The sequence below is a fragment of the Burkholderia sp. 567 genome (assembly GCF_040545115.1).
Lineage (GTDB): Bacteria > Pseudomonadota > Gammaproteobacteria > Burkholderiales > Burkholderiaceae > Burkholderia > Burkholderia ambifaria.
This window is the reverse complement of the sequence record NZ_JBEPLG010000009.1, coordinates 307,395-326,321: the sequence shown is the minus strand read 5'-3', so window position 1 is coordinate 326,321 and position 18,927 is coordinate 307,395. Positions and strand designations below refer to the sequence as shown.

Genomic DNA, 18,927 nt, shown 5'->3' with positions numbered 1-18,927 from the left:
GTCCTCCACATCATCCTCGCTGATGTCCTGCAGGTGCTTGGTAAGCGCTCGACACGTACCGTCTGTTCATGAGGGCGCGGCACCGGCAATCTGATTCCCATCAGATGTAATGGGAATCAGATTGATGAAGCCAGTGGTGCATGGAAGACAACCGGGATCGAGGAACTACACGAAGGAGTTTCGGGAAGCGGTTGCTACCGAAGCGAACGATCCGAATCGCTCGATTGCCGAGGTAGCGCGTGCGCACGGCTTGAACGCCAATATGGTCGCGCAGTGGCGAAGAAGCTTACTCGATACGCAACCTGCACCGTCGGTACCAAACATCGCGCTGCTACCGGTTGATGTGGTCGATCTGCCTGCGAAAGACATCCCACATCACGCTCTGCCGCAAACGCCGGACGTGTCGGCGAGCCCGGCGATGCCGCCAGGCTGTGAAATCGAGATCGAGGTCGGCAAACGACGTATTCGTATCCGCGGTGTGTCGCAGGAGTTCGCCGAACAGTATTTGCGAGACTGTCTGAAGTGATCCCGCCGAACACGCGAATCTGGATCGCGGCGGGCGTCACGGACATGCGCTCCGGCTTCAACTCGTTGGCCGCGAAGGTACAAACCGTGCTGGAGAAGGATCCCTACAGCGGGCACGTGTTCGTGTTCCGGGGTAAGCGCGGCGACTTGCTGAAGTGCTTGTGGTGGTGCGACGGTGGCCTGTGCCTGCTCTCGAAGCGCCTCGAGAAAGGACGTTTCGCGTGGCCACGCGCCGATGCCGGTGTTGTTGCGCTGACGACCGCTCAGCTCGCGCTCTTGCTCGAAGGTTTCGATTGGCGGCAGCCGATCGATGCGGTACGCCCGCGAAGCGCATTGTAAACGTTCATTACGCGTGGAGAGCTTGTGGGTGGCGTCGTGTAAGCTCACCGCATGTCCGCTGCTCCCACCGATCTCCCCGACGACATTGAAGCGCTGAAGGCGATGGTCGCCAGCTTGCGCGAGCAGCTCTCGTCGCGCGCGATCGAGATCGAACATCTGAAGCTGACGATTGCCAAGCTGCGCCGGATGCAGTTCGGCCGAAAATCGGAGAAGCTGGATCGCCAGATCGCACAGCTTGAATTGCGGCTGGAAGACCTGCAGGCCGATGAAGGCTCGGCTGATATGGCCGCGGCGGCTGCAGTGAAACGGCCGAGTCGCGAAGGTGTCGGCCGCAAGCCGTTGCCCGATCATCTTGAGCGCGAAGAGCGCATCCATCTGCCCGCCGATGATGACTGCCCCGATTGCGGCGGGCAACTCAAACCGCTGGGCGAAGACGTCGCGGAACAGCTCGAATACGTCCGGGCGCACTTCCGCGTGATTCGCCACCGCCGTCCGAAGCTGGCCTGCGCATGCTGCGATCGCATCGTGCAGGCCGCGGCACCGAGTCGACCGATCGATCGTGGCATCCCGGGCCCAGCGCTGCTCGCGCACATCGCCGTGTCGAAGTTCGCGTACCACATCCCGCTGCATCGCCAGGCAGTTATGTACGCGCGCGACGGCGTCGAGATTGATCCGGATGCGATGGGGTATTGGATGGGAAGCATCACAGCGTTGCTCGCGCCGCTGGTCGACACCGTGCGCCGCTACGCGCTGGCCGGCGGCAAGGTTCATGCTGACGACACGCCGTTGCCAGTGCTGGCGCCCGGCAACGGTCGCACAAAGACAGGACGTCTGTGGGTCTACGTGCGTGATGACCGGCCGAGTGCCTCCGAAGAGCCGGCGGCGGTCTGGTTCGCCTACACGCCCGATCGACGGGGCGAGCATCCCCAGCAGCATCTTGCAGACTTCTCGGGCGTGCTGCAGGCCGATGCGTTTGCCGGCTATGCCGAACTGTATCGCGGCGGCACCATCCAGGAAGCTGCCTGCATGGCCCACGCTCGCCGAAAGATCCATGATCTACATGCCGTCCGTCCCAATGCGGTAACGGAGGAAGCGCTGCACCGGATCGGCGCGCTCTACAAGATCGAGGAGCAGATCCGTGGCAAACCACCTGATGAGCGACACAGTGTGCGCCAGGCGCGAGCGGTACCGCTGCTCGACGACATGAAACGCTGGTTCGAAGCAACGCTCGCCACGCTCTCTGCAAAATCCGACACGACCAAGGCGATTCAGTACGCGCTGAATCGCTGGCCGGCGCTCATCTACTACTGCAGCGACGGGCGTGCGGAAATCGACAACCTGATCGCCGAGCGAGCACTGCGCGGCGTCGCCCTCGGCAGACGGAATTACTTGTTCGCCGGCGCCGACTCCGGTGGCGAACGTGCCGCCGCGATGTATAGCCTGATCGGCACGGCACGCCTGAATGGCCTCGATCCCGAGGCGTATCTCGCCTACGTGCTCGAGCGCATTGCTGACCATCCGATCAACCGCATCGACGAACTGCTGCCGTGGAACGTGGCTCTGTCGCTGCCGTCTACTGCTCACGTCGTGCCCATCCGATAGCATCGCGACTCCCCGTCGTCGACGACCTACGCTACGGTGCTGATTGAGTGCTTACGGTGCTTGACCACACGCCGGCGATCTCAAGCGTATTTCATTCATGCTAGGCTCCTTCCAAGTAGCGGAGGTTGTCATGCAGCGCACGATCAAGTACCGCGGATTTGAAATTGATATCCAACTGATCGCATCCGCTCCAGATATGTTCGATGTCACGTTCCAGATAAAGGGGCGCGACAATCTCGGCATACTTGGCGCGCATGGGCATCGGATACCGCTTCGAAACGGCCCATTTACCCGACGCTGGGCATACCTTGTTGCCGAGATCGCTGGGCAGGCAGCGATTGACGTTCTGCTCGGCCCCGCTGATTGATTGCATGTGCGTCCCAGCGGAAAGTGGTGGCCATCGTTTCGTCGGCTGCTGCGATGTGCCCGGCGTCTATCAGGTGCGCGGCTACCCGCCCCCCAACCTGACCATACCGCGTCCGACCGTCGATTCGCCGTCAAGCGCGAATGAGATTCGCGGTCACGAAAGTTTGTCAGATCGATGCGCGCGACTATACTTCGATCGTCTGACGAAATTGGGCCAATCTTTGGGGCTGAGTTCGACCCAACACATGCGGGGCCAGACGTACAGCGGTGCCGCGGTGAGTCGACGTTGACGTATTGAACCAACATCGCTGCAAGCGTGGAGCGGCCGGAATCGTCCAACTGTCCTAAGCAATCGTGTATCTGCGGCCCGACCCGTCACCGTGAGGCTTCGACCGACCCCACGCCGCCAATCGGCTCGATACGAATGCGATCGCGCTGGGCGAGATCGATGCGTCCCTATCCGTGTTCGGCGCACTTTTTGTCGGCGCAACACTTGAGATCCGTTCGATTCAGCGGCAACCGTTACCGGGATTGCGGGGAGAACCTGGCATGCGTTTTCAATCTAGGCTTCACCACGGACAGGGGGAGGCACGGTCTGGGCCTCACGCCGGGGCTTACATGGAACCGCACTGGCTGCCCAGGCGCGTGCGCTCCGGCAGACACGGTGCGATGGCGCCTGCAAAGGCGAAACCGTTGCCCTCGACCCACCGCTGGCACCGTCAAGGGTCCTGCGTGAGCGCGCAGAGCGATTCGGTCAATCGTCGCGTCCTCGTGATCAACGACAACGTTGCGGCGCACCAGAATTTCCGCAAGATCCTCGCTCGCCCACTGGACGGCGAAACTGCGCTGGCCGCAACCCGGGCGCCGTTGTTCGGCGAGGTTCCAGCCGGTCGAGCGGCGTTTCAGATCGATTGCGCCTATCAGGGCCGGGACGCGCTGGAGCGGGTCGTGCGTGCGCTGGAGGAGGACAAACCCTATGCGATGGCCTTTGTCGACACGCACATGCTGCACGGTTGGGACTGCCTTCAGACCATCGAGCGACTCTGGCAAGTGGATCCGAAGCTGCAGTTTGCCCTATGCAGCCCGCATTCCGATACCCCTTGGGGCACCCTGGCCAGGCGCCTGGGCGCAGACGACCGGCTGCTCATTCTCAAGAAGCCATTGAACAACATCGAGGTCCGTCAGACGGCCAGCGTGCTGACCACGAAGTGGCAAATGACGAAAGAGGCGGCCTTCAAGACGGGCGACCTGGAAGAGCTCGTCGAGGAAAGAATCAATGCGCTTGCCGAAGCCAACGTCATCGTCCAGAACAGTCCGGTCATTCTTTACCGTCTGCGCGGCGTGCCATCGTTTCCGCTCATCTACATATCGCATGACATCGCCAGGTTCGGCCACGACCGCGCTACCTTGCTCGATTCGCCAGTCTGGGCCAACGAGCTTGTCGCGCAGGACGACCAGGCCAGAGTCGATGCGGCGCTGGCGCGAATACTGGACAAGGACACCGAAGGCGTCTCGATCGAGTTCCGCTTGCGCACTGGCGACGGCGCTTACCGTTGTGTCGAGAATCGCTATGTTCCGGTTCGCGACAAGGATGGACGGCTAATCGAAGTCGAAGGGATCATCATCGACATTGCCGAGCGCAAGGCGGCGGAGGAAAAGATCGCGCGGCTCGCTCATACCGACGCGCTCACGGGAACGGCGAATCGTGCCGGCTTCCTCGCGCGGGTGCGCCACGCTTTCGCCGCGGCCCGACATGGCACCATGCCGTTTGCGATCTTGTTTGTCGCTCTCGACCGCTTCAGGCCGGTCAACGACAGGCTGGGTTATCCGATCGGCGACCCGTTGCTTCGGGAGGTGGCGGAGCGCCTCGGGAATTGCGTTCAGGAAAGCGACCTGGTTGCACGGTTGGGCGGCGATGCGTTTGCCGTGGTGCAGGGCGAGATCATCGAGCCGGCGGACGCCGGGGCACTGGCTGCGAAGCTCCAGGCGGCGCTGGCGGCTCCCTATCTGCTTGATGGTAACGATGTGCGGATTTCGGTGAGCATCGGCATCCGGGCGTACGTCCAGGGCGACAGTGGAGCAGACGCCATGCTGATGCAGACCGATTTGGCGCTCCACCGCGCGAAGCATCACGGCGGCAACCGGTACCGCTTTCATTCCGACGAACTGGACCACGAAGTACGCGAACGTGTCGCACTCGCCGACGACTTGAAAGGAGCGATGGATCGCGGCGAGCTGGAACTCCAGTACCAACCCGAGGTTGAGTTGTCCTCCGGAAACATTCTCGGAATGGAAGGGCTGGTTCGCTGGCATCACCCGACGCGAGGCCTCATTGCTCCCGGTGTGTTCATTCCGATCGCCGAGAGGGAAGGCTCCATGGCAGCGCTTGGTCGCTGGGTGCTGGATCAGGCGTGCCGGCAAATGAGAGCGTGGCGCGACGAGGGGGTGGCCCCGCTGATGATCGCGATCAATCTGTCTCTCTTCGAGCTCTGGAGTGCTCAAACGTTCGTGCGCGATGTCGCTGAAGCTGCCGCGAAGTGGCACCTTGCCCTCTCCGATCTGGAATTCGACGTGACCGAGGCGACACTGGCCAGGCTGTCGTGGGCACAAAGCGACATACTCCCGCAGCTGCATGCGCTCGGCGCGAAGCTTGCCATCGATGATTTCGGTAGCAATTACGCGTCATTTGAGTATGTCAAGGCTTATCGCGTGAACCATCTCAAGATCGCGCGATCCCTTATCCACCGGTCAACCAGCGATCCAGAGAGTGCGGCGACGATACATGCCATCGTCACCTTTGCGCACAGTATCGGGATCGGAGTCATTGCCCAAGGCGTGGAGACGGAGCAACAGCGTGCGCTGCTGGCTGCGACGAATCGGGCGACAAGTGCGCAAGGCTTCCGTTTCAGCGAAGCGGTGGGGGCCGCTCGCGCCAGCGAACTCCTGCGCCAAGGCCACATCGCGCCATGCGCGGCGCCTTGTCCGGAAGGGTAGGCATTCGATGGTCGCGGCTGCACGTTTCGCACGGGTACCCGTTGACAAGAATCGAAAACCGATACGCATAGCGAATCGATGGTGCTGGAGCCGACTGGCTGGTTCGGCCGGTTCGGGTCGTCAAGCGACACCCGCGGCAATCCGCGAAGAATTGCTTGCATCGACGTCCCGATTGCCGGAAAAGAAGAAGGGGCGTCGCGAAGCCGCCGATCCTGATGTGCGATCGCTCACGTCCTGCCAGGTTCGAGCAGGTTCTTCAGCGCAGCCAGCTGTTCCTTCTGCATGTTCAGCAATTCAGTCCATTGCTCCTCGCGCAACCCGTCCAATTTTTCATGGAGCAACATGATCTCGAGTTCGGCCTTCAGATTGATTTCATAATCGTGTTCGGCCGACACCCGATCCTTGTATGACTGCCGGTTCTGGGCCATCAGGATAATGGGCGCCTGGATTGCTGCCAGCATCGACAGAAACAGGTTGAGCAGGATATACGGGTAAGGGTCGAAGGCCTTGCTGTACGTTGCCAGAATCAGCGAATTCAGGCTGACCCAGACGACCATGACCACAATAAAGCACGTGATGAATATCCACGACCCACCGAAGGCCGCAACGGCATCCGCTGCGCGCTGGCCGCGCGTTGCCGTTGCATCGAGCGTTTGCGTGGAGTCTCTCGCTATGTGCTTTCGTTCCGCGATGAGGCGTGCAACATTTTTCGTGCGCTCGTCCAACGATTCATAGGGTATGCCGAAGAATTTTTCGGCAAGCTCGGCAGGTTTGTGCATGTCGCCCTCCGCGCGGTCGCACAATCCGGACGGAATGGAACCGCAATAACGTCATGGAAAAATGTTGCCGGCGCAGCAATCGGAAAGCACGGAAACCGAACGAGACCGAACGGCGTTCTGTCCCGGTTCCGTTGCCATTCGGCTCAGCGGACAACGTCCCGTGCGATTCCGCACGCTACCGGAATCGGAGCGGTATGAACAGGCTGACGCCCGGCGCGGGCTGAGGGGCATAAACGACAGGGGGCGGCGCGTACACATAGTCCTGGGAGTCCTAGTAGTCGCCGCGACGGTAGACATTGTCCGGATGTTGATAGGCATGCCGATCGCGGTGATCCCATCGGTGTCCATGGTGCGGCCGGTACCCGTTGTCCATGCGGTGCTGCTGTAGCTGGCTTTGATCATGCTGATAGCCGTCATACGGGCCATGCTGCTGACCGTCGTAGTCGCCGTAGTCCGCGCCGAGCGCCGACGCCATGGACATGCCGCCAATCGCCAAGGCCAGGCCAACCGCCGTCATGCTTCTGGTCATCATCGAGCCGACCGACGCGACGCGTACTTCTGGAGTTTTCATGATGTTCTCCTGTCTGAGATCTGGAGCGCCGAACGTGGGCACCGGTCCGCTTCCCGCTGCGGGTGTCTCGCGATCACCCCTTCCTCGCGGAGTGTCGATGGTGAGTCCGGAAAATCAGATCGGCATTCCTCTTCTGGGCATCGGACATGCTGTCGTATAACATCTGAAACGCAGGGGTGAGCCTTCTGATGCCGTCCGCATGAACGTCGGCAACCTGGCCATAGGACTTGAGGTCGTCGACCGCGCTCATGGTGTTGGCATGACTCGTTCTCGCCCGTCTGAGCGCGTCCATCGTGCCCGCATTGTCGCGCATGACCCGCGCGACCTTGTGCCAAAGTTCTTCTTGCGCCGCGGTGATCTGAGCCTGTCGTGAAGGTCATTGATGCGCGTATCGATTCGATCGTGGTGCCTGTGCTGCAAAGGCAAGCAGCCATGTGCCCTTGTCACTGCATTCCCCTTACGCTGCAACGGCCGTCAAGTTGTGGCTCAGGGCCGAGCGCGCTTGCCGTGCCGGTCGAGACAAGGCATGCCTTGACCATATCCCGGATCGAAGTAGCATAGTGATCGGCACCGATCGCACTCTGGAGATCCTTGCTCCACTGATCGGTATCGCCTGCCGGCCAGAGACCAACGACGATCAACGCGTCCGGCAGGCGTTGTCGTACACGTCGCAACAGGTAACGGAGGTGGGACGGGATTCCATCGATACCTAGATAAAAAATACACACCACGGTCACCTCGGTGACGTCCAAACCGCCGATCCGGACGCGCGAGGCTGCGTCATGGCTGACCACCCGGCAATCGAGATCGTGCTTGCCGAGAAGCTGGACGAGCATGGCCGATGCCAACTCGTCGAGCGGTCCCCGGCCGGCTATGCAAAGAATCTGTTTGCCGGCGCGCGGAACCGGGGGACCTTCGATGCTGGGCGAAACAGCATGTGGCGCGGGTTCGCACGATACCTTTTGTCCGCCAGCGGCTGGCGCCAGCGCGCCCCGGTTGCCCGCCGCTGCGTTGGTACCCGGATCGGTGTCCGCGAAGCCTTCCAGACCCTCGATGATGTCGTTGACGGTGGTCTCGATTCGCGCCAGTTGTGCCGGCGATACGCCGCCACGCGAGACGTCGTCGGCCGCAAGCTGCAAACCCTTGAGGACGATTTCATCGTAATAGGAAGAGAGCGGCCGGTCGCGAAGCAGTATCCTGGCTTGCTCTATTGCGTCATCCGGGTCGCCGGCGAGCGCTCGCTGGTAAAAGTTTTCGACCGGAGTCAGCGCGGGCTGGTCGCCAAGCAGCACGTCGAGAAATTCGAGCCGCGTAACGTGGCGACCGAGGACCAGCAGGCAAAGTGTCAGCGGAGTGGACAGAATGAGCCCAATTGGCCCCCATATCCAGCTCCAGAAAATCGCAGCTACCACGACCGAAAATGGGGAAAGGCCAGTGCTATGGCCGTACAGCAGCGGCTCGACGACCTGACCGACCAGCAACTCGACGATCAGGAAAAGCACCAGCGACCAGATCGCCATCGACCACTCCGGACTGACGGCCGCGGCGAGCGCGGTAGCCAGAATGGCGGAGATCCAGATTCCGACGTAGGGAACAAGACGCAACAGCGCGGCCAGAATCCCCCACAGCACTGGGCCCGGTACGCCAATAATGGACAGCCCGATCCCGATTACGATGCCCACGCCTGCGTTTACGCCGAGTTGCGAAACGAAATATCGGCTGAGGCGCCGTGCGGCCTCGTCCATTGCGGTGGTGGTCCGATGCAGATCTCTCGAGCCAAACAACCGGATAGTGCGATCCCGAAGATCATCACGTTGCAACAGAATGACGATCGTGACGATAAATACGATGAAGGCCGTCTCAAGTGGACTGACGACGGGAGACAGTATGCGCCGTGCAAGCTGGAATGGTGTCTGGGCTGGCTCGCGCACCTCGACGGGAAGCGCCATAGGCGGTTGGGAGCCGGCGGATGATGAAGCAGATTCGCGTATCGCTTTCGGCGGGTCAACGGTTGCTCGTTGAAGCGCCTGGCCCGCGGCACCCGCCAGCCGGTTCAATTTTTCAACCGTGAGTCCATGCACGGCGGAGATCTTGTTGTCGATACTTGCCTGATAGCGGGGGATGCCAACGGCGAGATCCGTGATTTGGGCGGCGATCACTCCCCCAAGGACCACGATCACCGAGAGCGATATCGTCACCGCAAGGAGAACCGAGACCACATGGCCAAGCTTGATGCGGCCAAGAAGATTGGCCAGCGGAGCGACCAGGAAGCTGAGCAGAATCGCGAGCGTGACCGGGATCAGGATCTCGCGCGCGAAATAGAGGGCCGCGACGACCGTGACGCCAACGGCAAGCGTAATTAAACCCTGCACGCCGGGTGTTTCAGGAGGCTCGATGCGCGCCGCTGGTCTCGCGGGGCGCGATTCCTTGAAATCGAACATGACGGCTAATGCCCTCGATATCGTCCATTCTGGTGGGTGCTTTCGGACCGGTGCGAATGCACCCCATGCAGGCCGAAAATCGAAGCGTACGGCATACGTTGCTCGCAGCCTGGCTTGAAGTCGGTACGGTGCCGTACCCGCTTCGGGCAGTGCCACTTCTCGTTAGCCCCGCGGCACGATGGGGCACCCGGGAGCCGTGCTCGACGGCTGGCCGGTTGCGGAGCCCCGCAATCTGTGGCCGGGCTGGGTCGGGTTTAGTTGCCGTGCGGCATTCGCGTGCCCGGTGAAGATACTGAACGGTGCAGCGATGCTTCGTGCATCGCGGAGCCCGGTGAGTGGGTACGGGAGGAAACAGTCTTCGGAACGCGTTTCGTGACGCCCCGTCGTTCACACGCACGATCCGGGTACGGCAGCGTACCGATTTGCCCGGCGATCGGGCGCACGTTCGGATCAAGCGCCGGGGTCCCAGTGGCCAGAGCGCGCAGGACGACTCGGGATGCGACGCGTTACATCGCTTGCGGCCGGGCCGTCGTCACCGAAACGGAACGCCACCGTGAATGCCACCACACGGGTTCTATGCGCCGCGCTTGTCGCCGCGGCATTCGCTGTCGGCGCGTGGGACAACCTGTACCCCCGCGGTCCTCCTCTTCATCATCGCCGTCGTCATCGCGCTGTCCGTGCGGGGCGCCAACGTGTGGGAAAAATTCGTGATCCTGCGGATCGGAAAGCGGCAGAGCGTCGAGGGTGCCGGTTTTTTCATGCGCATCACGATCCCCGACAATGTAGACGCGGCCACCGAAGAACGCATTCAAACCACCTCCTTAAACACCGAACAAGCGCCGACCAAGGACACGTGCCAGTCAATGTCGACGCCGCCATCTTCTGGCACGTCCATGACGCGCAGAAGGCCACGCTCGCCATTACCGACTACCGGCAAGCCATCGAGCGCGTTGCGCAAGCCTCGGTGCGAAAGATGATCGGGGCGTCGATGTCAGCCTCGCTGTTGTCGGATCGCAAGACGGTCGGCATGCACCTGCGCGACAAGATCGGTAGAATGATCGCGGATTGGAGCGTGCCTGTCCAACCGGGGCATGTGGTACGGATGACTAGCACGGCGGACCTATCAGGTTCGCGCAAACTGCCATGAGAAAAATCCTCCTCAATGCACTGGCCGCATTCTTTGCGGGCGGAGTCTGGCTTGCCCCCGCGCCGAGCCACGCGTATGCGCTAGACGCTCAGTTCGACTGTAAAACCAACGCGCACGCGTTCATCGTGCGCCTGTTGAATCACGGCTATATCGATCGCGATCCGATGCGGGTCGAAGAGAATTCGATCAACGCATTCCGGCCTACAAGGGACGCCGCGCTCACGGTGTTCGGCTTCAACGTCTATGCCGTTTTCGCCTATGAGCAGTATGACGCGCTGTTCAGGCAAGGAAGCGGCCACCCTCTGCCGGGCTCGATTTACGGCGTCGTCGTCAAGGCGCCGATCGAGTCGGTCGAGGAGCATTCTCGGCTTGCGGGCAGCAAGGCCGTCGCGCATCAGGTCATTCCGTTCATTCTCACCGCCATCGTCTGCGCAAGGCCCTGAGACTAGCGCCGCACAAGCCGCGCTAACGGTGCTTGATGTCACGTGGGGAAACGCTTGACGGCGATTGCATGGAGCACCCGTCCGTCACGCGCGGGGTCGCCGCAACTGCGCTGAAACTTTAGATCGCAAACTCGGCCATCGTCGTCGAGCGAAACGCGCACCAGAACACGCCGGTGGGTCGTGGGACGGTACAATCGACAGCGTCAACGACGTGCGATCTGTCCACGAGAGATTGTTCACCGAGATCTGGTTGCCGGTGTCAATGCCCGAGTCCCATACGGCGCGTCATGGAGCCACATGGTTTGCATTACTCATCGATTTTACATAATTAACACTGACGCTTTTTAATATGTGCAGCCATATCCTGATGTCGTGTTCTGGCTATTTACAGGTGTCGTGTTTTTGACTGCTGGCATGCTAGAGGGCTCATACGACTACCGGGCCGGGCGGGAAAGGTACTGGCGACACGATCCACGCTGTGGACGCCGGAAGGCTGCGCCGACTTGTCGCGCGCGTTTCGCCTCTTCCCCATGGAGATAGGTCGAGGTGGTGGCCACTGACGCGTGGCGCAAGTTGTCACGCACGACGACCAGTTCGACGCCGGCGTCCAGCGCGTGGGTGGCATGGGTGTGACGTAGCCAGTGGGGGCTGGCGTGCCGTAGCTTCTCGGCGAGCGCCGGATGACGGGCGTTCACGCGCTCGGCCGCCTCCCGAAAAAACTCACCCAGGACCTGCCGCAACCGCGCCGCACAGATACCGATATCGGCAGGGTTTCCTGCTCGATGTGCCGCGCCGAGGGCCGCGACCAACGGCGTGGCCGGCTGCCAGCGGGCGCGCCTGACCGGCAGACCCCGCGCCTTCAGCGCGCGCCGCAGCGCGTCGCGTGCGAGCGGCGGCAGCGCCACGCGCCCGGCCTTCGCCCCTTTGCCAGTGACTTCCAGCCATAACGTGCCGCGCGCGTCCGCCGTGATGTCGCCCAGTGTCGCGGCCACCAGTTCCTGCGCGCGCAGTCCGGTGGCGTAACCGAAATCCAATACAAAACGCAGCCGCTCTGCAGCCGTTGTGGTCCAGCCGGTCCGCTCGAGACGGTCGGCTGCGGCCCTCACGATGTTCCACTCACGATCGGTCAGCGCCCGGCCGACATCGAACGGCGCGCGGGTCGCGCCACCGCGCACCGTGACCCCCGCAAATGGGTTGAGGACCACATAGTGCTGGTCGACCAGCCACCCGAACAGCGCGCGCAGCACCGCCAGCGCATAGGCCGCCGAACGCGGCGTGAGCCCCCCCGCGAACGGGCGCCAGGCGGGCGTCGTGCGCGGGCGCGGCGGCCCGATCCAACGGGCGGCGGGCGTTGGATGGCGCAGGAAGGCGCGATAGGCGATCGCGTCGTCGATGGTCAGTGACGAGAGGGGCCGGCGGCGCTCGACGATCGCCCACAGCAGCAGCCGTTCGGCCTCGCGCCGGTAGGCGCGCACCGTATGGACGCCTTCGTGCAGCGCCAGCCATGCCTCGATCGCCTGGTAGTCGTTAGCGGCGGCAAGGCCGCAGGTGTCGTGCGGAGCCCGGAAGCGGCCCCTCGACCCATCGAGGTCGGCGGGCAGCGCATCCAGGGACCCCCATGGGACCAACTGAGCGGTCGCGGCCTCGTAGGGAATCAGCGTGGCGGCCCGCCGGGTCAGGTCCGGGTGCGCCGCGACGAAGGTTTCGACGCGGTGCGCACCCTGGCGCCCGAGTCCCGGTATCGGCCGCCACCAGCGTCGGCTGTGGGCGATCCGCACCAGCAGGTCGGCGCACGAGTCGATGCCGGCGGCGGCCAGCGCGTGCACGACGCGCGGCGGCAGCCAGCGGTTCACCGGGTCGGTCGGCTGCGGCGCGGGGATCGGGGTGGTGCGAAGTATGTCGAGCGCGGTGACCACCTGTGCCGCATGACAGGTGCGGTCTGCGGCCGGATGCGTGAACAGCGGGATCAGGTCATCGCGCTGGCGGGCGATCGCGCATGCGACGAGCTGGCGGCGGATGCGGCCCAGCAGACCGCGTGAGGACTGGCCGTCGTCGCGCGCGTGGTCGAGGTAGCGTGTGACGGCGGCGCGCGCGGTGAACCCGGCGTGCCAGGCGCGCAGCGCGGCGAGCGAGGCCAGGGTAGGGAGGTCGGGCAGTGAGGTGGCCGGGACAGAGGTGGTTTCCATGGGAACAGTTTAGGTCGCTGGGAAAGCACTTGCGATAAGACTATTTATCGCAAACCAATCGATTGAGCATCCACTACGGGCAGCGTCGCTCAGTCGGGTTCAGTCCTGGAATGGCGTTTTCCCAGCCTCGGCCGAAGCGCAACCCTAAATGCATTCGGCCGCCGCACGCTACTTGCAAGCTGGGAGTCGGTAATGCAAGCAACGGGGGAATTTCAGTCGGCGACTCCGAAATTACGGCAAACGTTTGCGGGCAAGCGCTATATATTGTGCTTGATGTTGGTTGTGACGCGATATATAGTGGTCATAAGGGCGGTTGTCTATGATCACGTCCATTTTGAGTGCATAGCAACCAGTGGACGTGCTTCGAACGGCACGTTTGAATGGCTATCGATCTCCCGGCCCGAAATCCCATTTGAGTGGGGGACGGGCGTCCTTCCTCAAAAATAGTTGTGACGACCGCGAAATCGCTGGAAATTAATGCACCCCCTAATTGGCTTGGGACTGTTCGCGGCTGCTGTGGCCTGGCTCTGTTCTGACAACAAGGAATCCAAGATGCCCGCGATACAAAAGCAATTCGAAGATTTCCACGCGAACATCAAGCTCGACGATGATGATGAGAAGGCGAAGCTTCGCGAAAAACGCGAGACGCTGCTTAGGACGTTGCGGGCCAGCCTCGGGGATGACGTCCCGTCCTTCGAGAACTTCAATCAGGGTAGCTACTCGATGCACACCGGGATCGTGCCGCTCGATCAGAACTACGACATCGACGTTGGGCTCGTTTTCGATTGCAAGCGGGACAAGTACCCCGACCCAGTGGAACTTAAGAAGAAGGTCCGTGATGCGCTCGACTCGAACGGACGCACGGTCGCTATCCGGCGCCCGTGCGTGACCGTCAACTACATGCGCGGCGACAAGCCGGAGTACCACGTCGACTTGGCCATTTATACCAAGCGTGATGACGGATTGCTCGACTTGGCCAAGGGCAAAGAGAACTCGGGCGATAGCTTCCGAGTTTGGGATGCGTCGGATCCGAAGAGGCTAACTGAGATCATCTGCACCGCGTTCAAGGACTCGAGCGAGCTAGCACAGTATCGTCGGTGCATTCGCTATATCAAGCGCTGGCGCAACGTCCATTTTCGCAATGGAGGCGCGCCGCTCAGCATCGCACTCACCGTGGCGGCGAAGGAGTGGTTTAGACCACGGTTTGAAACGTCGGGCAAACCTACTGACCTGCTGGCACTCCTCGATTGGATCAAGGCCATGCTGTCACGCTTTGGAAATGTCTACACCAACGATGACGGTTGGCACGAGCGGTTGAAGGTCTCGTTACCGGTGACCCCGTACAACGACCTGATGGCGTGGATGACCAAAGGGCAAATGAGCACATTCAAGGAGAAACTCGAAGGATTGCGCGACGCGCTGAGTGACGCATATGACGAGGATCTACCGGAGGACGCTTGCAAGCTGCTGACGAAGCAGTTTGGTGAAGATTTCAAAATTCCAGAGAAGGCGGAGACCGCAAAGGCCGTCGCTGCCCCGGTCATTAGCACGGGAAATTCTGCGTGACTGCGACTGTGTCCGCTGCACAAGAGAAGGTGGACGCGTGCTTTCTAGTCGTCGAGACGCAATGCGTCGAGCGCGGGTTGGTGCCGCCCATTCGCCTCGCCTGTGCCTCAGACGGACACCTTGCTGTCCGGTTATATGGCGCAACACGTACTTGGGACATCAGCATCGACTGCACAGAAACCTTGTTGAGATTGCCGCGTGTCTCCCTGGTTTCGCCGGCTGGACTTCTGGCGCACGTCTCGTATTCCTGCATCATCTGCGTGAACGATGGACAGGGACTGTCCATTGATCCTGACCGACGTGCTGACATCGTCGCGTACACGCTCTTGGCTGCATACGACCTGCTTGAAAAATCAGCCACTGATGCTGTCGCAGGTAGAGACGAGTTCTTCAACGAGCTCGAGGGATACTGGGCCAGCATGCCCGAGACACTGCGCGGTCGCGCGGCCTTCGAACCGGATGGCAAGGAGCGGCTTATTTCGGCGTACCTGAATGCGCGGGGGAAGCAGCCCAAGTGGTATTTTGCCGACCAAAATCAACCACTTCCGCCCGAATTCTACGGCGAGAACCTTGCGACAAAGCGAGCGTTGTACCTTCACTTGGATGACTTTCCGTTACCGCCGGAGAATCCTGGGAAAGTTGACGCCGACTTTATCGAAGCGGTTCGGGCCAAGCTTTCCGTGACACAACTGCAACTGTGGGCCCAGTTGTTTGGACCGTCGAAGGGCGGCCCGAAACAAATAGCGTTGCTGGTGACTGTCCCGCGAGCCGATGGCGGCCGCTCATTGGTGGGGATGGCCTTTACTGCCATCCGAGGCGCCGTCGATCGCAGCAGGCCAATCATCCCGCTCGTGATGCGACGCCATACTCCAACCTACATGCGTGAACGAGGGGGAGCGTCACTTGAACTGTTGGAGAAACATATTGCGGTGCTTGGCTGTGGGGCGGTCGGAGCCGTTGTCGCAGACAATCTTGCGGCGGCGGGTGTCGGCAAGTTGACGTTGGTCGACAACGATGAATTCTCCGAGGACAACGTCTTCCGGCATTTGCTTACCCCTCTGTGGATTGACGCCAACAAGGTAGCCGGATTGCGGCACACCTTGGAGCGCAGATACCCGGGAATTAGCGTCGAGGCAGTCCCTTGGTCTGCCCAGACTTGGCTGAGCACGGCAAAGCTCGATGAGTTCGATGGAATCGTTGTTGCCATCGGCGCGCCTTCCATTGAAAGGGAAATTGCTCGGGGCATCCGGAGGAGCGCTGCGCATCTGCCCGTGGTCTTCACTTGGCTGGAAGCGCTCGACCTTGGCGGTCATTCCGTACTCACATGGTGCGACCAGGAAGGGTGCCTGGATTGCCTTTATCGCGACGATGAAGGCCAATCGGCCCTTGCTCCGAGAACTTCGTTCCTAGAGCCAAACCAGCATGTGTCTCGCAATCTCACGGGCTGCGCCAGTACTTTCGTTCCATACGGCGCACTCCAGGCGCGAAAAACCGGCCTCGTTGCAGTCGAACATATCCTTGGTGCGCTGCACGGCAAGCCGGAAGCATCTTACAAATTCTGGGTGGGCGACGGCGTTGCCGCACAGAATGAAGGATTGCGCACAACCAACTGGTGGATGAGCGCAAAGCAGACTTCATCAGATTCCGCGTCGCTGCGCGTGTTCGGGCGGCCGTGCAAACGCTGCAGAGGGACAATGTGAAGCTTGTGTTCCGCGTTACGCCGCGACAGCGACTCATTATTGTCGAGCATGCTGTCGAGCAGATGAATGCGTTCGCCCAGCACAAGTCGTGTCAGAAAGAGGCGGGCGGCGTTTTGCTTGGGCGTTTTTTGCTCGATTCTCGAGACGTGGTCGTCGACGAGGTGACGATCCCTCAAGACACTGACCGAAGAAGTCGATTTGGCTTCTTTCGGTCGAGGAAGCATGAGATGCGCGCCCGGGAACGCTGGCAACAACAGTCAAGCACCATGGCGTATCTCGGCCTGTGGCATACCCATCCAGAGGCAGACCCAATTCCGAGCGGAGTGGACCGTTCGGACTGGCAGCAGGCTGTATCGAGAGACAATTTTGAAGGTGACAGGTTGTTCTTTCCTATCATCGGTACGAACCGCATCCGGGTATGGACGCTAAGTCGCCGCGGGACGTTTCGCGAACTGAAAGAGGAAGTCAAAAATGGCAAGGACGCAAGGACGTATGCATATCCCAGTGGATGTTCGTCGTGACCTTTGGGTGGCGGCCGCTGGTCGATGTGAGTTCTGCGGATGCTGCAAGCCGGTGGACCGTGATTTCCTGACCCTGAAGAAGGCTAACGTCAGCGAGTACGCCCATATCATCGCGGATAGCCCTGACGGCGCCCGTGGCATCCAGGGCGAATCGGAACGCCTTGCCAAGGCCCCGAGCAATTTGATGCTCATGTGCTACGACTGTCATGCTCGTATTGACCGTAACGGTAAGGGGAACGAATACACGACCGAACAGCTGCGAGCGATGAAGCGCGAGCACGAGAAACGCATGGAGCTCATCTATTCCGCGACGGGAGTAAAGGAGAGCCTGCCCATTTTGATGTCATTCCCGGTGGGTGCCCACGTGCCAGTTATCGAGCTTGGCGATATCCATTTCGCGATGCTCAATAACACCCAATACACGCGTTTCCCTTCCGGCAAACACATCCACATAGACAAGGGCGACTTCGACACTCAGGACGATTCGCCGGATTTCTGGCCGCGGGCTGAACGTGTGGTTACCGACGCGTACGACAGGTTAATTCACCCAGAGATTACGGATAGGAATGGCGCGGCTCACTTGACGATTGCAGGATTCGCGCCTATACCGATGCTTATGAAGCTTGGTGCGTTGGTCGGTGACAAAACTGATGCAACTGTGCTCGACTTGCCGAGTGAGCGTTGGTTGTGGGACAAGTCACCCGATTGCCCAGTTCCAGAGTTCACTTTCGAGGTGCCGGAAAAGCTTCCACGGGAAGTGGCGATTGTGGTGAGTATCTCGAACAACGCGACTCGCCCCGAGGCGGCAAACGTGGTCGAGTTTCACGCTGACGCTCCTGGAAGGGGAATCATACGCACGGAAGGACACCTGCGAATTTTCCGTCGAGACTTCAACGACTTCTTGCTGAGGGTAGTCCGAGCGGGCGCTCGGGTAATCCATGTTCACCCCGCAACGCCCCTGTGCGCGAGTGTCGAGATTGGCCGGTTGCTGCTACTGAAGATATTCGAGGAGGTGCATGTCTGGGAATGGCGCGCACCAACGTGGAGGCCCGCGCTCAGGCTGAAGTAAGCGGCCTCGCCGGGGCTTTCGCTCAGAACATTCGTTGATAGTCAAACTCGTAGCCCGCTTGCTCCGCAGGCGTATCAAGGACTTCAATACACCTACTGAGGAGATGACCTGCCCCCTACAAACAGGGCCAGCCGGAGTCTAGTAAAGTTCGTTTTCGGAGAAGAAGACGAACATGAAGAAGCGCTTTACGGAACAGCAAATCATCGGGTTTCTGAAGGAAGCTGAAGCCGGCATGCCGGTCAAGGAACTGTGCAGGAAGCACGGGTTCAGTGACGCGTCGTTCTACACGTGGCGCGCAAAGTTCGGCGGCATGGAAGTCTCGGAAGCCCGCCGGCTCAAGGACCTCGAGGTGGAGAATGCCCGGCTGAAGAAACTGCTGGCCGAAGCAATGCTCGATATGGAAGCGTTGAAGGTCGTCGTCAAGGGAAAGCCCTGAGCCCGCAAGCCAAACGCGAAGCAGTGTCGGCGATTCGGGAGAAGGTCAACATCTCCGAGCGCCGCGCCTGCCGGCTTGTCGGGCTTTCTCGCAGCGTGCTGCATTACGACGCGAAGCCGGACCACGAGAATGAGGTGCTAGCGGCGCGTCTGGTGGAGTTGGCGCACGAACGTCGTCGATTCGGCTACCGCCGACTGCACGCCCTGGTGGAACGCGAAGGCACGCACGCCAATCACATGCTG

17 protein-coding genes and 1 pseudogene are annotated in these 18,927 nt (G+C 61.0%); 12 read left to right on the top strand and 6 right to left on the bottom strand.

What is annotated here, in order from left to right; all coding sequences use genetic code 11:
- The first annotated feature begins 124 nt into the window (after positions 1–124).
- From ABIC50_RS25845 to ABIC50_RS25825, 5 genes are all read left to right on the top strand, one after another.
- Positions 125–526, top strand: coding sequence for a transposase (locus tag ABIC50_RS25845; protein ID WP_205191177.1), 402 nt, complete (start codon positions 125–127; stop codon positions 524–526).
- Positions 523–864, top strand: coding sequence for an IS66 family insertion sequence element accessory protein TnpB (gene tnpB / locus ABIC50_RS25840; RefSeq protein ID WP_036047966.1), 342 nt, complete (start codon positions 523–525; stop codon positions 862–864). Before ABIC50_RS25845 ends, tnpB begins: the two co-directional genes overlap by 4 nt.
- Before the next feature lie 51 nt (positions 865–915).
- Complete coding sequence (gene tnpC / locus ABIC50_RS25835; protein WP_354167794.1) at positions 916–2,466, top strand: IS66 family transposase; 1,551 nt, start codon at positions 916–918, stop codon at positions 2,464–2,466.
- A gap of 130 nt (positions 2,467–2,596) precedes the next feature.
- Entirely contained in the window at positions 2,597–2,833 is a 237-nt protein-coding gene (locus tag ABIC50_RS25830) for a hypothetical protein (protein ID WP_175663605.1), read from the top strand.
- Positions 2,834–3,450: 617 nt separating this feature from the next.
- Positions 3,451–5,826 (top strand): EAL domain-containing protein, encoded by a 2,376-nt coding sequence (locus ABIC50_RS25825; RefSeq protein WP_354167792.1) that lies wholly within the window; start codon positions 3,451–3,453, stop codon positions 5,824–5,826.
- Positions 5,827–6,053: 227 nt separating this feature from the next.
- On the opposite strand, the gene ABIC50_RS25820 is transcribed toward ABIC50_RS25825, so the two are convergent.
- The 4 genes from ABIC50_RS25820 to ABIC50_RS25805 form a co-directional block, all read right to left on the bottom strand.
- Positions 6,054–6,605, bottom strand: a complete 552-nt coding sequence (locus ABIC50_RS25820) for a DUF1003 domain-containing protein (protein WP_012365732.1) — start codon at positions 6,603–6,605, stop codon at positions 6,054–6,056.
- Positions 6,606–6,876: 271 nt separating this feature from the next.
- Entirely contained in the window at positions 6,877–7,176 is a 300-nt protein-coding gene (locus ABIC50_RS25815) for a hypothetical protein (RefSeq protein WP_228909706.1), read from the bottom strand.
- Between the two features lie 73 nt (positions 7,177–7,249).
- Positions 7,250–7,489, bottom strand: coding sequence for a hypothetical protein (locus ABIC50_RS25810; protein WP_228909707.1), 240 nt, complete (start codon positions 7,487–7,489; stop codon positions 7,250–7,252).
- Positions 7,490–7,619: 130 nt separating this feature from the next.
- A complete protein-coding gene (locus ABIC50_RS25805) occupies positions 7,620–9,617 on the bottom strand; it encodes an AI-2E family transporter (RefSeq protein ID WP_354167790.1) in 1,998 nt (665 codons plus the stop codon).
- Positions 9,618–10,470: 853 nt separating this feature from the next.
- Between ABIC50_RS25805 and ABIC50_RS34020 the strand changes: the two genes are divergently transcribed.
- Together ABIC50_RS34020 and ABIC50_RS25795 are read left to right on the top strand one after the other, a co-directional pair.
- On the top strand, positions 10,471–10,764 hold the full coding sequence (locus tag ABIC50_RS34020; RefSeq protein ID WP_407045216.1) for an SPFH domain-containing protein: 294 nt from the start codon (positions 10,471–10,473) through the stop codon (positions 10,762–10,764).
- Positions 10,761–11,207, top strand: coding sequence for a hypothetical protein (locus ABIC50_RS25795; protein WP_175663608.1), 447 nt, complete (start codon positions 10,761–10,763; stop codon positions 11,205–11,207). Before ABIC50_RS34020 ends, ABIC50_RS25795 begins: the two co-directional genes overlap by 4 nt.
- Before the next feature lie 38 nt (positions 11,208–11,245).
- On the opposite strand, the gene ABIC50_RS25790 is transcribed toward ABIC50_RS25795, so the two are convergent.
- Both ABIC50_RS25790 and ABIC50_RS25785 read right to left on the bottom strand, forming a co-directional pair.
- The gene (locus ABIC50_RS25790; protein WP_354167787.1) at positions 11,246–11,401 is read right to left on the bottom strand and encodes a TonB C-terminal domain-containing protein; all 156 of its coding nucleotides are present in this window, start codon (positions 11,399–11,401) and stop codon (positions 11,246–11,248) included.
- A 240-nt stretch (positions 11,402–11,641) separates the two neighbouring features.
- Positions 11,642–13,393 carry a site-specific integrase gene (locus ABIC50_RS25785; protein WP_354167785.1) on the bottom strand — a complete coding sequence of 584 codons (1,752 nt, stop codon included), beginning with the start codon at positions 13,391–13,393 and terminating at the stop codon, positions 11,642–11,644.
- 552 nt (positions 13,394–13,945) lie between these two features.
- Here ABIC50_RS25785 and ABIC50_RS25780 point away from each other — a divergent pair.
- The 5 genes and pseudogenes from ABIC50_RS25780 to ABIC50_RS25760 all read left to right on the top strand — a co-directional run.
- On the top strand, positions 13,946–14,959 hold the full coding sequence (locus ABIC50_RS25780; RefSeq protein WP_148094368.1) for a nucleotidyltransferase domain-containing protein: 1,014 nt from the start codon (positions 13,946–13,948) through the stop codon (positions 14,957–14,959).
- Positions 14,956–16,659: a ThiF family adenylyltransferase gene (locus ABIC50_RS25775; RefSeq protein ID WP_175763414.1), complete on the top strand. Its 1,704-nt coding sequence runs from the start codon at positions 14,956–14,958 to the stop codon at positions 16,657–16,659. Before ABIC50_RS25780 ends, ABIC50_RS25775 begins: the two co-directional genes overlap by 4 nt.
- Positions 16,656–17,180, top strand: a complete 525-nt coding sequence (locus tag ABIC50_RS25770; RefSeq protein ID WP_175763415.1) for a Mov34/MPN/PAD-1 family protein — start codon at positions 16,656–16,658, stop codon at positions 17,178–17,180. Before ABIC50_RS25775 ends, ABIC50_RS25770 begins: the two co-directional genes overlap by 4 nt.
- The gene (locus tag ABIC50_RS25765; protein WP_175763416.1) at positions 17,131–18,249 is read left to right on the top strand and encodes an SAVED domain-containing protein; all 1,119 of its coding nucleotides are present in this window, start codon (positions 17,131–17,133) and stop codon (positions 18,247–18,249) included. Before ABIC50_RS25770 ends, ABIC50_RS25765 begins: the two co-directional genes overlap by 50 nt.
- Before the next feature lie 172 nt (positions 18,250–18,421).
- Positions 18,422–18,921, top strand: a pseudogene (locus tag ABIC50_RS25760) (IS3-like element IS407 family transposase); the annotation flags it as partial.
- Positions 18,922–18,927 lie beyond the last annotated feature (6 nt).